Here is a 16092-nt window from a genome sequence, read left to right as displayed (position 1 = left end):
AGGTGCCGTGCGATCAGCGTGCTTCCGGAAACGTCTCTGCCAGGAAGTCACGCCAGACGGTCATGTAATCCTGCCTTGCCCACACGGGGTCGTTGTGACCGGCTCCCGTAAGTTCGCACAGGCGTTTCTTTTTCGATGGGCAGACGTCGAAAAGAGTCTTGCCGTCTTCGAACGGGATGATACGGTCGTCGCGCGAGTGAATCACGAGCAGGGGGCCAGTGTATTTCGCGAGGATCGTCTCGCTGGGAAGATCGTCCGATAGAACGAGCGGGCCGATGATCGGGAACCGGCTGGCGGCACGGAATTTCAGCGAGCGGAAGCCGGACTCCACGACGACGCCGCCGATGTCGGCGAGGTGATCGCCCGCAAGCCATGTCGCGACTCCTCCGCCGATCGATTCGCCGTACAGAATCACTCGTTCGATAGGAATCTTTCGCTCGTTCAGCAGGTATGCCAAGGCTGCCTGGGCGTCTTTCTTGACGCCGGAAACGCTCGGTCGGCCGTCGCTCCGGCCGAAGCCCCGATAATCATAGAGGAACACGTCGACCGGCAGGTTCGCGAAAGCTTCGAGTCGCGCCAGACGGTAACCCAGGTGCCCCGCGTTGCCGTGTGAAAAGAGGAGAACCGGGCGGGAAGCGGGACCGGCGTTCAGTTCCGAGGCGGGCGATGACGTTCCCATCCAGACGCCCGTGAGGACCGTCCCGTCGTCGGCTGAAAACGATACGTGGACGAACGTTCTTCCGGGGATCTTCGGCAGACCCGGTGGGGCGATCAACCTGACCGGAAAGAAGATGAGATAATTCTGAAGGAGGGAGCTGGCGATGAAGACGAACAGAAGAAGTTTCATGAGGAAGAGAAGCGTCGATTGCATGACCGGTCACTTTTTCTCCTGCGAGGTCGGATCGGGAACCTGGGGCGTCACATCGGACGGGGCGGGGGAAGCCTCTCCGGTCGCCTGAGTTCCCTCTTCTGTGGGCGCCGGAAGAGGGGTTTCGTGTTTGTGGCGAAGCTTCAGATTCGCTTTCTCCGAAGCGTGTCGACGTTTTTTGAGCAGGCAGATCACGGACGCCATTTCGTTGTTCGACGTTTTCACGGGAAGCAGCGTTAGTCGTGTACGGTAGGAATACGTTTCGCATGACAAACGGAGCGGCACGTTGTTGGGCCATTCACGGCGGGACAGGGCGTGATGGATCTTCTCCTTCAATTGGGGGTGAAGAGGGGCAACGGAGAGATCGACTTCATACACGTCGTCCCAGGCGAGTTTGAACATACCCAGAAACTCGTTGTTGGCATAGGCGATCTTGTTCTCGGCATTGATCAGGAGCAGGGGATGCCCGATATAGTTCGCAAGCATCGCGAACCGGCGCTTTTCGAGATCGATTTTTTCGAGTTTGAGCCGGTCGCGGATCGCGATGTGCTCTGCCATGTGTGAGAGGGACGTGAAAACCTGGCTGACGTCGTCTCCGGCACTGCGTGCACCGACGATGATCCCGTAATTCCCGTCGCGGATCGTATGGATGATGTCGCGCAGGCGTCGAATGGGCAGGGATATCTGCTGGGAGAAAAAGACGGACATGAAGACCGCGAGGGTGACGGTCAGAATGGCAATGACCCCCATACGTGTCTGGAACGATTTGCTGATGGCGGCGAGATTGCTTTGTCTCGAGGTCAGGACGTCGAGATTTGCCGAAACGAACGTGTTGAGTTTTTCCAGGAACCGCTGGTGCAGGGTGTGAAGGACGACGATCGAATCGGGAAGGGGAGACACCGTGCGCGAAGACGTTTCCAGAATTTTTCCGGCGTACTCGTCGAGGTCGGCGAGAAGCGTTGCCGCGCTCGCCTGCCGGGCCGGGGACATGAGAAAACCCGTTTCGAGATGCCGCCGCGCCTTTTCCAGCGTGGCGGCAATCTCGCCGAGGCGATGCGGCGAAGACGCCTGAAACGCCGTCGTGATACGGAACTGAACGTCGTTGCACAGCGAGCCCGCGGCCTCGGCGAATCGGATCAGGGCGAAGTCGTCGGTCAGCTGCGTCTGGATCTCCTCGTTCAGATAGTGCAAGTGGTATATCGAAAAAAGACCAAGAAATATAACGATTGCTATTGAAAATCCGGCGCCCAGCCTGAATCGAGACGCCATGGACATGCGGATCATACCTGCTCCTCCTCTTCGAACGAACGCGAAAGGGCCGAGATGCGTTCGTCCTGTCCGACGACGACCAGGATGTCGTCGTCGGTGATTTTTTCATCCGGCGAGGGAAGATCGTTGAGGACCACCTTGATGGTGTTTTCCCCCCGTTCGTTGATCGAAGGCACCTTGCGCTTGATCGCGATCACGTTGATGCCGGCTTTCGCGCGGAGATTCAGGTCTTTCAGGGTTTTTCCGATGAACGACTTCAACGGAAGGATTTCGACGAGCGAGTGTCCGGAACTGAGGGTGATGCTTTCGAGAATGTGCGGCGCGATGAGCCGGCTGGCAATCTGGTCGCCCATCTGATCTTCGAGAGAGAAGACCTCGGTTGCGCCGACCTCGGTGAGAATCTGAGCCTGGGACTTGTTGACGGCGCGCGAAAGGATACGGCGCACACCGAGCCGCTTCAGGAGCGCCGTCGCCAGAATGCTCGTCTCGATCATTTCGCCGATGGCGACCACGGCCACGTCCATGTCCGGCAGGCCGAGGCTGCGCAGGGACAGCTCGTCCGTGACGTCGGCGATCGCGACGTGGGAGACGTGGTCCTTGATCCGCTCGACGGCGTCTGGGTCGCTGTCGATGGCGAGCACTTCGCCTCCCCGAGAGAACAGCGACGTGGCAAGCTTCGAACCGAATCGTCCGAGTCCTAAGACGGCATACTGCATGTGATCCTCCGGGAGCTATCCGACCAGAACGCGGGTCGTTGGATACCGCACGTCGCCACGCTTGACGGGGGCTCTCACGGAGAGCGCGAGCGTCAGCGGGCCGATGCGGCCGATGAACATCAGGGATATGATGAGGAACTGCCCGAGCGGGGAAAGGTCTGGCGTCAGGTTTGCCGACAGGCCGACCGTTCCGAAGGCCGAAGCCGTTTCGAACATGAGCCGAATCAGGTCCTGGTTTTCCGTCAGGGTCAGCAGGAACGTGTACGAGGCAACCAGGGTCGCGGAGATCGCGGTGATCAGGAACGACCTGAGCACGACGTCGCCAGGAATCACGCGCTCGTAGGCCGTCACCTCGTTCTTCCCCTGCATATGGGCGTCGAGGGCGAGCAGCATGACGGCGAGCGTCGTCGTCTTGATGCCGCCGCCCGTGGACGAAGGGGAGGCGCCGATGAACATGAAGAGTATCATCAGGAACAGGCTCGATGATCGCATCTGGGCGATATCGATCGTGTTGAAACCGGCGGTTCTCGTGGTGACGCTTTGGAAGAGGGCGGCCATCAGTTTCTCGGGCCCGTTCAGATGCAGCATGGCTGGACCGTTGAACTCGAGAACGTAGATGAAAACGGCGCCGACGAGGATGAGGACGAGAGTCGTCAGGACGACGAGGCGCGTATGGACGTCGGCCGGGCCCCGCCGGCTTCCGAGAATCCAGCCGTTGATGACCCCGAGAACGGCGAATCCGAGGCCGCCCGAAACGATGAGCCCCATCACGGTGAAGCAGATGATCGGATCCCAGGCGAAGCCGCAGAGGCTGTCGGAAAACAGGGAAAAGCCAGCGTTGCAGAACGCCGATATCGCGTGAAAGACCCCGAGATAGGCCGCGCGCCTGAACGAGCAGTCGGTTGCGACGTAAAAACGGGCTCCCAGGATCAACGCTCCCATGGCTTCGGCGATGAATGTCAGTCTCAATATGTCAATCAGTATATTTCGAAGACCGGCGAGATCCGATTGGTCGAGAACGTTCTGCATGAGCGACCGCTGGCTCATTCCGAACCGCTTGCCGATGAGAAGCGAGACGCCGGCAGACATGGTCATGATGCCGAGACCGCCGATCTGGATGAGGAAGACGATCACGATCTGGCCGAACAGGGTGAAGTAGTGCGAAGGGTCGATGACATTCAGGCCGGTCACGCACACGGCCGACGTCGCCGTGAACAAGGCCGTCAGGAACGACGGTTTGGATCCGGGCGAAACGGAAACGGGAAGAATCAGAAGAAAAGTCCCGATCAGGATGACTCCTGCAAAACTCATCGCGATGAGTCGCGCGGGGCGTTCGGAGATATTCTGAGCCAGATTCTGGAGCATGCTGCGTTCGAGATAGCGATTGAAATAATGCACGAACTGGCGCACGGCGATGATATGGGACGGGTGGACTCCGCCGAATGTCAGGGTGAATAGGGGAAGGAAGAAGATGATGTCGAGGGGAAAATCCCTGATGAATGCGAGGCTCGACTTCGATCGGAGATAACCCAGTCCGAGATGAAGGACGAAAAGGGCGTCGATCGGCAGAACCAGGAACGCTTTCAGAGCGGCATACCACGTGGCTCGGCCGAAGCTTGGGTCTAGGGCGAGAAACAGGAGGCCGAGAACGGCGAAGGCGTTCATCGTCCTTCGCGCGGCCCTGAAATACTCGTCGAGACGGGTTTCCGTCGCCGGCGAGGGGTGATGCACCTCAAGCATAAACACTCGCGGGCCGCCCGGCGGAAGACCGGGCGAACCGCACTGCTCCTTCCATCTGCTTGCGAGGTTAGCTGTCGGGTTCGGCGTTGGGAGGTCGCCTACTCCTGTCGGTCAGGAGATTCACCCCGGATGAATTGGGTCCCCCGCTCCCGGCTATTGCCGGGACTCAGCATGAGACGTGTATACACCCGCGGATATTCCCTGTCAAGCCGTTCCCGTTTCAGGCGCGGATGAATCCTCCGCGCCTGAAACATGCGGAAACAGATGATATGGGAGCCTATTTCATTCGCGCGCGCGCTTTGGCGAGCAGATCGCGGGCTCGATCGTTGCCGGGGAAACGGTCGAGAATGGCGAGGCACTGCTCTTCGCAGAGGGGAAGATCGCCCATCTGGTAATAGGCATCGGCGAGGGCCATGCGGGGGGCGAGGAGGTCGGGTTTTCGGCCGACCATGCCGAAGAGTTTTTCGATGCCCGTTTCCCCTTCGCCGAGATAGTAGCAGGCCTTGAAGTGCAGGGCGCCAGCCTCAGCATCGTCCGGCCGCAGGGAAAGCGCCTTTTCGAGGGCCTCCTTCGCGCGGGCGTATTTCGAGTTGCCGACGGCGTTTTTGCCGAGCAGCAGCCAGGCTTCGAAGTAGGCGGGGTCTTTCTCGGTCGCCCGTCGCAGAAAATCGCGGGCCGCCGGCTCCTCCTGTCGGTCGAAGGCTTTCTGCGCCTGCTCGAACAGGCTCTTCGCCTCGGCGGACGGTTCATGCCGCTCCCGGGTGATCGGAGAGGACAGGCTCGGCGCCGAAACCGTCGCGTCGGTCTCTGTTGCCGCAGAAAGAGAGGGGGCTGTCGCCGGGGCCCCGGCGGGCCGAAGGGCTTCGAGTTTCCCGTTGATTTCGGCCCTCAGAAGGGCGACATCCGTCGAGTCCAACTCGGTCGGAAGCGTGGAAAGAGCTTTGCGATACAGCAGCGCCTTTCCGGAGACGGCGGCTGCGGGCATGGCATCGGCGCGGGCGACGAAGGTTCTGGCCATGCGGACGACGGTCGCGTCATCGCCCGTGGGAACCGGTGTCTCGATCGGGACGGCTGCGGCATCCGTTGCCGGCAAAGCGGAAGGTGCGGAGGCCTGTTGCGATTCCTCGCCGGTCGAGGTGACGGCGAAATCGAGGGTGATGGCGGAAATGTTCTTGCCTTTTCCGGTCGATTCGAGGGTCGTGACCTTCAGGCCGACGGCCTTGCCGGTCCCGGAGGCGAATACGGTGCCTTTTTTGAGGCTCTTCGCCTCGATCGGCTGAGCCGGAAGTTCGACAACCTCCGCCTCGCTGCCGTTCGAGAACAGCTTGAGCTTGAATCCGAGCTTTCGGATGACAGGAACGGCCCGATCGGCATCCCACGTTTCGAGCAGTTCGATCGCGGCGGTGAACGGCTTGCCCTGGAGCATGAGCGGGCCGGGCACGTCGATGGTCGAGGGATGGGGCTCGAACCCGAGCATGCGCGTCACGGTTGCAAGGGTGGCGCTCTTTCCGGCATCTCCTGCGGCATGTGACACAGATAGGACGGTGAAGCCCAGCAGGAATGCCAGGATGACGCATGTGAGGAACCGACCTCTCGACGATGTGGGTGACATGAAAATCCTCCTCGAACGTATCTTACCGGCGGGAGATCTGCCCGCCTTCATCGGCTTTTTCGCCGTCTTTCCCGTTGCCTGAAAGGGTGTTGCTTCCGATCACTGCCGTGCTGCCATTGCCCGTTACATGGATGCCGTGCCTGCGATTGCCGCTGATACGGTTGTCGGCGATGAGCTCGGCTTTTCCCGCCATGCCGACCTGGACGCCTGACCAGCCGTTGTCGGAAAGGGTGTTCCCCTGAATGGTGCCGGCCCCGCCTTGATATACGAAGATGCCGTTTTCTGTATTGTTCGATATTATATTGTTCCGGACGGCGGGGGATGCTCCGCTCTTGATGCCGACGCCGGATTTGCCCGACCGCGTGACCGTGTTGTTTTCGAAGGTTCCGCCGGCCCCGTCGGTGAACCAGGCGCCGTAAATCGCGCAGCCGGAACAGGTGTTGCCCGAGATGTGCGGCCGGCCTCCGCGGGCGAGGATGCCCATCCCCCTGCTGCCGTTCGTCACGTTCCCGACGATCGTCGGCGAGCCGCCATCGACGGCGATGCACGCCGACCAGGAGGGCGCTGCAGCGGCGGCAGTGCTGGTGACGGTGCAATTCTTCACCGTGGGTGATCCGCCCGTGATTTTGACCGCATCCGTCTGCGAAGAGCCGGTAAACCCGATCGTGAGGCCGGAGACGGTGGCGTTGCCGGACAACGTGAGAACCGGGCCTGAGCCGGACTCGAGAACGACGGACGCGCGATTGCCTTCGCCCAGGATCGTGACGTTCTTGTCGACGATGCAGGATCCTTTGTATGTGCCAGGCTTGACGCGGATCTTCTGACCGGGTTCTGCGGCTGCAACGGCTTCCGCGAGTGTCTTGAATCCGCCGGGGCCGACGACCGGCTCGGCAGGCGCCGGCGGCGGAGTGACGACCGGTGGGGGTTGAACGGGAGGTTGTATCGCGACCGTCGCAACGGGGGGAGCGATCTCGACCGGCGGCGGTTTGACGACGACGGGCGGTTTGGCCGCCTGGCTGGCGAGTTCGGCGGCATGCGCGAGCCTGGCCTCTTCGGCGATGGCTTCGTCGGCGGCCGTGATGGCCGACCGGAGATCGGGGTCGCCCTTGAGCTGGGGGATGTCGGCGGCTGCGGAGAGGAGTTTTTTTGCCTGGGCAGGCTGTTTCAGGCGGGAAGCCGCTTCGAGATATTTTTTCTTGAGAGCCTGGGCCGCGGATTTCACACGCTCAGGGTCGTCGAACGCTGCCAGTTCCCGAAGAAGTTCGACCACCTGTTTCGTGTTCTCGGCCGGTTTCGCCTTCCCGAGGGCCGTCTCGATTTCCTTCGTCCGCTTGTCCCGCCATGCCTTCAAGGAAGTCTCTATAGCGGAAGATATAGCCAGTTCTTCGGGACTGCCGGTCTCGATCAGCCCTTTCATGGCGCGCCGGATCTCCTGGGCGTCCTCGTCGGTCCGGACCTTGCCGGCCTGCGTTCTGACGGTTTCGAGGGCTTCAGAACGGAACGTTGCGGCTTTTTCGGTTTCCCCAAGTGCCGACAGTTCATCGAGAAGGGCTCGGATTGCCGTTCCTCCCTTTGCGAAAGGGGCCTGCACGAGCTTCGAAAGTTCGGCTGACAAATCCGAGACGCGCTTCTGCTTCGCCGCCTGGGCCGCGCGTGTCGCGACCGTCTGCGAAAGCGCCGACGCTTCGGACGCGACGGTATCGGGCTGGATACCGATGTTCCTGCACTCCGCCAGGATCGCCAGGGCGGACTCGGGATCGGTGTCTTTCCGGCTTCTTGCCGCAGTCAGATACCGGTCGAAGAGGGCCTGTCGCAGCTCCGCGGCGGCGGAGGCAGCGGCAAACGCCGTTTCCACATCACCGATCCGCATCATCAGGGGGGCGACGGGGGCAGGAGGGGCGACCGACCGGATCTCGGCAGCCAGGATGCCGACCTGTCTTTCGAGTTCGGCGGCGCGCTTGCGTTCCGCATCCGCGGCGTCGCGGGCGGCGATGAGCTGTTTGGCGAACCTCGTTTCGGAGGCGACGAGATCGGCGCTCAGCCCGATTTTCCCGCATTCCGCAAGAACGGCCATCGCTGTACCGGGGTCGGTGTCCCGGACGCTTCGAGCGGCGGAAAGATACCTGTCGAAAATTGCGCGTCTGAGATCGGCGGCTGCGGAAGCTGCGGCGAACGCCGTTTCGACTTCGCCGATCTTCGACAGAAGTTCATCGACCGGAGCCGGAGGCCGGAGCGATTGTATCTCTGTCGATATATCGGAGAGACGTTTTCCGAGAGCCGCGGCCCGCTCGGCTGCTGCGCGCTCGGCCGCAATGAGATCCTCCGTCTGCTTGAGGCGGTCGCCGAGGCCGGGAAGGCCGGAAAAAATGTCCGAAGCGCGTTTCATCGCCTGGACGGCCTCGGTTTTCTTCCCGGAGGCGAGGAGGGTTTCCGCGGTTTCGAACAACCGGGCCGCGGCCGTGCGGCGGTATGTGTCGGCGGTTGCGCGTTCGCCCATCTGCGCGAGCGTGTCGCAGAGCGCAATGAAGGCCGCGGGATCTGATTCGGGGGTGAATGACCTGGACGCATCGTCGAGTTGGGCGATCAGATCGGCCGTTTCACGGGACTTGCGAAGACGCGCCTGTTCCTCCTCCTGCCGCCTGCGGGCCGCGGCGATCCGGTCGTCGATGCCTTTCGTTTCGGAGAACCGCTTCCGTATCTCGTCGAAATACTCCAGGGCCCTGGTCGGATCGCTTGCCAGGGCGGCATCGCCCGAGGCGAGGAACGTGTCGATCCAAACGGACTCGATCGATGCCGCTTCGGTTGCCAGCCCCACCTGACGAAGCCCGCCGATGATTCCCGCCAGTTCCTCCGTTCCCGATCCCGGGAGGATGAGAGGCAACAGTTCCCGCGACCGATTCAGGAGCCGCGCGCGGTTCGCTTCGGCCGCGATCAATGCGTCGATCGACGCCTTGACGCTTTCGAAACCGCTGGTCGCGGTCGCATTTCCGGGGTCGATCTGCCGAGCGAGATCGTAGAGGCTCAGAGCGGGTGAAGCATCGCCAGCCGAGGCGCTTGACCGGGCTTTCGCGGAGAGCAGTTCGGCCAATCTTCCCCGGAAGGGGGCGGCGGCTTCGGAGCCCCCGGGTTCGGACTCGAGATCGGCGAGAGTTCGAACTGCCTCCTGGAGTTGGCCCGCGGTGAGTTGCTGTTCGAGCTGGGCTTTGAGCAGGGTCAGCAGTTTTGTGTTGTCGGGCTTGCCGAGGAAAAATGCGTAGGTGAGGGCGGCTGCGACGGCGATCGCGCCGGCGCCAAGCCAGGTGGACCGGCGTTTCAGGAAGGGGCCGGCCGACGCCTCCGCCTCACCCGAAAGGAGCTCCTGCAGGCCGCTTGCGCGCATGCTGCGGGATTTCCGTCGCGTCGCCGGCAGGGCCTGGCCCGTGCTGAGATGCGCCTCGACATAAGCATCGAGCGCCTGGATGAGTTCGTCGAGCCGTGGCCGTGCGGCGGGGGATTTGTCGAGCATCTTCCTGACGAGGGGGAGAAGGGGGGCAAACGACTCGTCGGGAATCAGCACGCCGGCCGGCAGAGTCGCATGAACGTGCTTCATCGCGATCGACAACTCGGGGTTCTCGGCGGTGTCGGGTTTGAAGGGCGTGTCGCCGTAGATGAGTTCCCAGAAAATGACGCCCATCGTGTAGACGTCGGATGCAGGCGTGAGGTCCCTGACGCCCATGCATTGCTCGGGAGACATGTATTCGGGCGTTCCCATCGTGATGCCCATTTGCGTGATATTCGACGAGGTCTTGGCGATGCCGAAATCGAGCACTTTCAGTATGCCGGATCGCGTAACCATGATGTTCGACGGCTTCAGATCGCGGTGGATGATGCCGTGGGCGTGGCAGGCCGCGATTCCCTCGAACAACTGGAGCATGAGGGCGGGAACGTTCCGGCGGTCCTTGAGAAGGTTGCGCTTCAGCGATGCAAGAGAAACGCCGTCGATATACTCCATCACGAGGAACGGCCGGCCCGATTCGGGGTCGATCGCCGACGCGTAGATGTTCATGATATTCGGATGGCCGACCGTGGCGAGCAACTGACCTTCGCGAATGAACCGTTCGACCAGGGCGGTGTCCCGGGCGTTCGACTCGTTCATGAGCTTGATTGCGACCTGGCGGTTCAGGGACGTGTCGAGGGCGAGATAAACCGTTCCCATGCCCCCGCTTCCCAGTTCGCGCTGGATCTGGTAAATATCACCGATGAGCCTGATCGCGCCTCTCCGGCCGGAGACGGCGGAAGAGACGGCGGGGATCGGCCCGGTTGCAGCGGACGGAATCGTGCAGACGAGCTCCTTGCGGAGCGTCTCCATGACCTCGCTCACTTCGGGCCGGTCATCCGGCTTTTTTGCAAGCATGCGGCCCAGAAGATCGGCGAACCTGCTGATGGCGGGATTCGACGTGAAGACTTCTAGGGGCGGAGGCTCGTTCAGGTGCATCAGCGCGATGGCGAGGGCCGGGTCAGCGGCTGAATCACCCGCGTCGAAAGGAAGCTTGCCGGTGAGGAATTCCCAGAGCATGACGCCGATGGCGTAGATATCGACCTTGTGGGTGACGTCGGCCTTTCCGAGACACTGTTCGGGTGCCATGTAGTGCGGCGTGCCGAGTGCGACCCCCGTCTTGGTCTGCTTTTTCGCCGTCTTGGCGATGCCGAAGTCGAGGATCTTCAGCTGACCTTCGCGGTTCGCAAGGATATTTGCTGGTTTTATATCTCTATGTATAATACCCTTCTGATGGCAGGCGGATATGCCGTCGAGAAGCTCGACGAAATGTTCGAACAGGAGCGTCTGGTTCTCGAGATACTGGTCGCGAAACCGGTCGATCGGCTTTCCGTCGACGAACTCCATGACCAGGAAGGGTACGTTCAGGCCTTCGTCAATATCCGAGGCGTATACCGAGATGACGGCGCGGTGGTTGATCGTAGCGAGAACGCGGCCTTCGTTGATGAACCGCTGGCGAATCTCCTCGTTCGAGTCAGCCTCGAGAAGAAACTTGATGGCGACTTCCCGACCGAGATTGACGTCTAGGGCCTTGTACACCTGCCCCATGCCGCCGACGCCCAGTTGAGCGATGATTCTGTAGTGTCTTCCGATTATCTGGTCGGGCTTGATCATGCGTAGGTAATGTACCGACAGAAGAGGGCCGAGTCAAGCCCGGAGAGAAGACGGGGAAAAAACGGGGCGTTTGTGCTAACGTGGAGAAGCGGGCTTGTGGTCGGCAGATGATTGCAGCCCCGAGAGGACGAACCACGGATTCCCTCCATGGAAGACCCGAAACGAACGCAACTTGACGACATCGCGCAAGAGCTCGAACGCCGGCGCGCCGAGCGGTTGGCCGGGCATATTCAGGTCAGACGTCGCCGCGTTATCCTGCGACGGCTCCTGATGTTCTGCGCTTTCGTGCTGGCGACGCTGGCCGGCATTTTCATCTTCAACTTCTTCCGCCTCAACAGCAACGTGATCGAGGGGCATGTCAAACAGGGCCTGATGGAGCTCGCCCGGGACAAGGCGCCGTTCACCGTCAGGAGAATTTCCGGCGACCTCATTTCTGGCATCGAGATCCAGGATCTCGTCGTTCAGAATCCTCATGTCAAAGCCGGGGGCCTGCTCCTCACGATCCCGCGGATCACTCTCCGGTACTCGCTTTGGGATGTCTTCCTCGGGCGCATCGTTCTCGAGAGGCTCATCGTGACAGATCCGTCCATCGTCCTTGCCCGTGACGGCGAGGGGAGGGCCAACTGGGACTTTTCAGCTCCCCGCCCCCAGAAAGAACCGCCGGTCGTGGCGACTGCGGCCGCCCTTCCGCCGGAGCCCGGTACGGCAACCGGATCAGAAACGGCGAGTGAAGAGGATCTCACGGAGCAGATTGCCGACAGGTATCTTCAACATATCGAGCTGAAAAACGTCAGCCTCCTGATCCCCAAGCCGCGCGACCTGTTCCCGGACCAGACGCTGGTGAAGCTTCTGCGGATACCGCCCGGGAATCTCCAGATCGCGGGCGTGAATCTCCTGCTGCGAAAATATCCCCATCCCGACTTCATTTCCCACGTGCTTCGGCTGTCGACCGCCGATGACCCCGCCTGGCTGACGATGCAGGTCAGCCGCACGCGCGCCTCCGGCGATGTCACCGCATCCATGGATGTCCTGAAGCAGGGAGTCGATCTCCTGATCAGAAACATCGGAGAGCGGGGGCGCTTCGTAAGTTTGTTCGATCGGAGAAAGAAAGAGCGGATGAATGTGCGATTCATCGTCGCGAAGGCTGGGGAAACTTTCATTGAGCGCGTGCGGGGTCTTTCCGGCGTCCTCGATTTCGGTGACCTGTCCCCGCTTCAAGCCCTCCTGCCGGAAGGGGCGAAGATCGGCGGCGCGGTGACGATGATGGCGTCGTCGACGGAAGGCGCGCCGCTCGTCGAGTCCTGCATTGAAATCGGCGTCGCGAGCTTCGATCTCCTGCTTCCAGGGATTGTTCCCCTCGAGCGGTTGAACGTCAATGCGCGTCTTCAAAACCGTCAGGCGCTCATCACGCGCTGCGACGGCTTCATCGCGAGCATGCCGACATCGCACGTCGGCGGCATCGACTTTACCCCCCCCGGAAACGCCGTCGCCAGCTTTGCTTCGGATCTCGGCGGAGAGCGGATGACGATCGAGGGACGATGGAAATCCGAGAGCGAGATGCGGACCACCCTCCAGGCGCGTGTCAGTCGGAACGCTGGCCATGCTGGCATTCGCCTCGAGCGGCTTCGCGAGCGCGGCATGATCGCCTACGGCGATGTGAGGCTCGATGCTGGCATCAGAGAGGGCGGAAGCCTGTGGGATATCGTCCCTCTCAAGCTGCTTCCCCGGACCGCTGCCGGAAAACTGTCGGAATACTTTTCCCGCGTCGATCTGGTGGGCCCTCTTCGGATCGAGGCCGAACTGCCCGCCCCCGAGCGTATCGACCAGGGGCGCGCTGTCGTCGATCTCAGCGGTGCCTGCCTCGTCAGCCGGGAACATCCCGAAGACAGGCTCCGCCTTGGTGGTGTCCTGATGCTCTCGAGAGGGACGATCGACCTTGCCAGCGTTTCCGCGAGCATTGACTCGCTCGTTACCGAGTCGTCCGGGCGCATCGCCGTTCAGGCGGGGGGGAAAAAAATCGATTCGTATACAATCGCCGTCGTTTCACGGCTCGACGGAGGGAAGCCGTTCGTCATCTCTGGCGGTAAATTCTGGAACAGTCTCGGCCTGAAGGGAACTCCACGGTTCGATTCCCTCGACGTCGAGGGCGACAAGGTCCTCGAGGCCCATCTCACGTCGGCGACGGGCACCCAGAATATATCTATGCATATAAAGAAGTTCCGCCTTCGGCGCGCGAAGAAATCCTGGTGGCTCGACGACGTCGAACTCAGGCTCGAGACCGATGAACCCCTCGACCGATCGCGGGGCAGGCCCTCGCGACTCGCGGCCGATGCGACGCTGAAACTGTTCGGCTTCCCCGGGACTGCGCGAGCCGTGATGAATCTCGCCGAACCGAAGATCGACGATCTGGCGATCGTATGGAGAGGCGACGACTTCGGCCCGCTCCTGACTGCCTTGCGCGAACACCCCGACGTCGATGCGGCGGTGAAAAAGCTCGGGATCGTGATCGGGGGCGCGTTCACCCTGAACCTCAAGGGCAATGGCCGGCTCAATCGCCCGTCCCTTGCCGGGTCGATCTCCTGTCCGCGGCTGGACGTGAAAGCCGGCGGCGTTTCAGCAGCCATGCCGTTCGACCTGGCGCTGAACATGGGCGAGGACGGGGAATATCGAGGCGACGTTTCCACAAAAAATGCGAAAATCTCGACCGGAGGCGTCGATTTCGTTCTGGACGGCCTGCACAGCCGTCTGACCTGGGGACGACCCAGGGGAGCCAGGGCCCAGACGCTGAAATTGAACGGGAACACCAGAGTGTTCGATACGATCCTCGACCTCGAGGCGGCGATAGAACCTTCCTCGCGACGCATCAGGAATCTCAGAATGAAGGGGGGGAGCAGGCGCCTGCAGACGCTGATGGGCGAAGTCGCCCGGATCGGAAAGTTCAACCTGCCGTTTGCCGTCGATGGCCCGGTTACCGTCGATTTTGTCGCGTCGGGAACGTTCGAGGCGCTTACGGCGAAAGCCGCCGCCGACGTCGACGGTCTCGATCTTCGGATCCCGCTGCAGATCGGGGCCGGCAAGATTTTGCCCGTAGACGTGAGCGGCATTTCCGCTCATCTGGAGTTCGCTCAGACGGCGCCCGGAAGATTCGCCGGCGCGATCACGAACGGGAAGGCCCGGGCCGTCGGCGGAGCGCTCGAATTGTCCGGAAGGGCGTCTCTGGAACGCGATGGAAAGCGGCTCGTGCCGATGATCGACGATTTGACGGCCTCTCTGACAGAAGGTGATGCCGCGCGGCTCATGGATATCCTGAACGGCGGCTTCCTTCCGGCCGGCGTCGCCGGAAAACTGACGAACGTGACCGGAAAAATCGGCGGGAAGCTGAACCTGAGCGGAGGGCGAAATCGGTACGGCGGCGAGGGCGAGGTCAGGATCGAGGGAGGCGGTTTCAGATGGACCGGCATTCCCGAGCCGGTCAGCGCGCTCGATGCGACGATTCTCCTGACGCGAAGGAAGGGACGTCCGGAGCCGGTCGTCGAGTGGCGCAACGTGAAGGCCGCGTTCGGCCGTTCCCTCATCTCGATTTCGAAAGGCCAGGTGGTCGATCCCCAGAAGAGCGCGAAACTGACGATGGAGGGCGTCGTCGAGAGGGCATATCCGTCCGACCTGCTGGCCATGCTGTCCGGCCTGAAGCTGTCGACGGTGTCCTTCCCGAAAGAGGGAGCGTTCAGCGGCACGGTCAATCTCGGAGGCACGCTCGATGCGCCGAAATTCGACGTCGACGTGAAGACAGAATCCGTGGACATCCGCTACACGAGCGAGGGGCGATCCTGGACCGTTCCGATCGGCCCCGGTGCCGTGGCGCTGAACTACGATCTCGGCACGGGAATCGCGGTCGCTTCGAAGTGCGATCTTGGCGTGATGAAGGGGCGTGTGCGCCTGTCGTCCGCCTCCGGCAGGCTGATGCCCGGGAAAACGGCGAATTTCAAGCTCGCCGGAAGCATCGATGGCGTCGATTTTGGAACGCTCGGCGGCGGGATCGCGGGCGGAAGCGGCTTCGGCCTGAAGGGGATTCTGGGCGGCGAGTTCACGGCCGAGCAGACGGCCGGCGGTGCTCGCGACGCAGTGTTTCAGTTGCGCCTGAAGGGCCTCGTCATCGAACAGATGCCGCTCGATCCCGAAATGGTCTCGCATATTGGCCTGGAATTTCTCGAAAAGCCCGAGTTCACCGAGAGCAGGCTGAATCTTTACGTCAGCAGTGAGGGCGACACGATGGAGCGAGGCCGGGTGCGTGTTGCCGATGCGCTCTTCGCCGGACCCGAGATGCGCCTCGAGATCAGCGACAGCGCCTTCGATCCGTATAAGCTCCAACTCGCCGGCAAGATCGTCTTCAACCCGCAGCCCCTCCGTCGCACGAAACTCGGTCGGAAAATGGGCTCCATGACCCGCGTGCTCCAGGACAAAGCAACCGGTCTGCCGTATCTCGACCTGACGGTCAGCGGCACCTGGGATCGGCCGGAACTTATGGCGAAAGCCCTGGAATCCAAGGCAAAAAAACGCGGAAAGCGGAACTTCATCAAGAGTATATTCGGCGGCAGGCGCAGCCACAAGGCGAGCGTTCAGGAACTGATCGAATGGTTCCCGGGATGGCAGCCTGGAATGTAGCAGGCGGCCCGCTGAATCTCTGACGCAAAAACGACGAACCGGGAGATGTACGCTTCGATGACAAGGCGAGTGTTGA

The 16092-nt window shown here is 61.7% G+C and carries 7 protein-coding genes and 1 riboswitch; of the genes, 1 reads left to right on the top strand and 6 read right to left on the bottom strand.

The window, feature by feature from the left end; genetic code table 11:
* Positions 1 to 13: 13 nt before the first annotated feature.
* The 6 genes from PLU72_06185 to PLU72_06160 all read right to left on the bottom strand — a co-directional run bounded on the left by PLU72_06185 (position 14) and on the right by PLU72_06160 (position 11354).
* Positions 14 to 871 carry an alpha/beta fold hydrolase gene (locus PLU72_06185; GenBank protein ID HOT27757.1) on the bottom strand — a complete coding sequence of 286 codons (858 nt, stop codon included), beginning with the start codon at positions 869 to 871 and terminating at the stop codon, positions 14 to 16.
* A gap of 6 nt (positions 872 to 877) precedes the next feature.
* Positions 878 to 2152, bottom strand: a complete 1275-nt coding sequence (locus tag PLU72_06180) for a hypothetical protein (GenBank protein HOT27756.1) — start codon at positions 2150 to 2152, stop codon at positions 878 to 880.
* Positions 2149 to 2853, bottom strand: a complete 705-nt coding sequence (locus PLU72_06175; protein HOT27755.1) for a TrkA family potassium uptake protein — start codon at positions 2851 to 2853, stop codon at positions 2149 to 2151. The genes PLU72_06180 and PLU72_06175 overlap by 4 nt, the downstream gene beginning before the upstream one ends.
* Before the next feature lie 15 nt (positions 2854 to 2868).
* Positions 2869 to 4593, bottom strand: a complete 1725-nt coding sequence (locus PLU72_06170) for a TrkH family potassium uptake protein (GenBank protein HOT27754.1) — start codon at positions 4591 to 4593, stop codon at positions 2869 to 2871.
* 43 nt (positions 4594 to 4636) lie between these two features.
* Positions 4637 to 4775, bottom strand: a riboswitch (cyclic di-AMP (ydaO/yuaA leader).
* A gap of 95 nt (positions 4776 to 4870) precedes the next feature.
* Positions 4871 to 6205, bottom strand: coding sequence for a tetratricopeptide repeat protein (locus tag PLU72_06165; protein ID HOT27753.1), 1335 nt, complete (start codon positions 6203 to 6205; stop codon positions 4871 to 4873).
* A 22-nt stretch (positions 6206 to 6227) separates the two neighbouring features.
* On the bottom strand, positions 6228 to 11354 hold the full coding sequence (locus PLU72_06160; protein ID HOT27752.1) for a protein kinase: 5127 nt from the start codon (positions 11352 to 11354) through the stop codon (positions 6228 to 6230).
* Between the two features lie 147 nt (positions 11355 to 11501).
* Between PLU72_06160 and PLU72_06155 the strand changes: the two genes are divergently transcribed.
* Positions 11502 to 16016: a hypothetical protein gene (locus PLU72_06155; GenBank protein ID HOT27751.1), complete on the top strand. Its 4515-nt coding sequence runs from the start codon at positions 11502 to 11504 to the stop codon at positions 16014 to 16016.
* Positions 16017 to 16092 lie beyond the last annotated feature (76 nt).

The sequence above is a fragment of the Candidatus Ozemobacteraceae bacterium genome (assembly GCA_035373905.1).
GTDB lineage: Bacteria > Muiribacteriota > Ozemobacteria > Ozemobacterales > Ozemobacteraceae > MWAR01.
The sequence above is the reverse complement of the archived record's forward strand: the minus strand, read 5'-3'. Positions and strand labels throughout refer to the sequence as shown.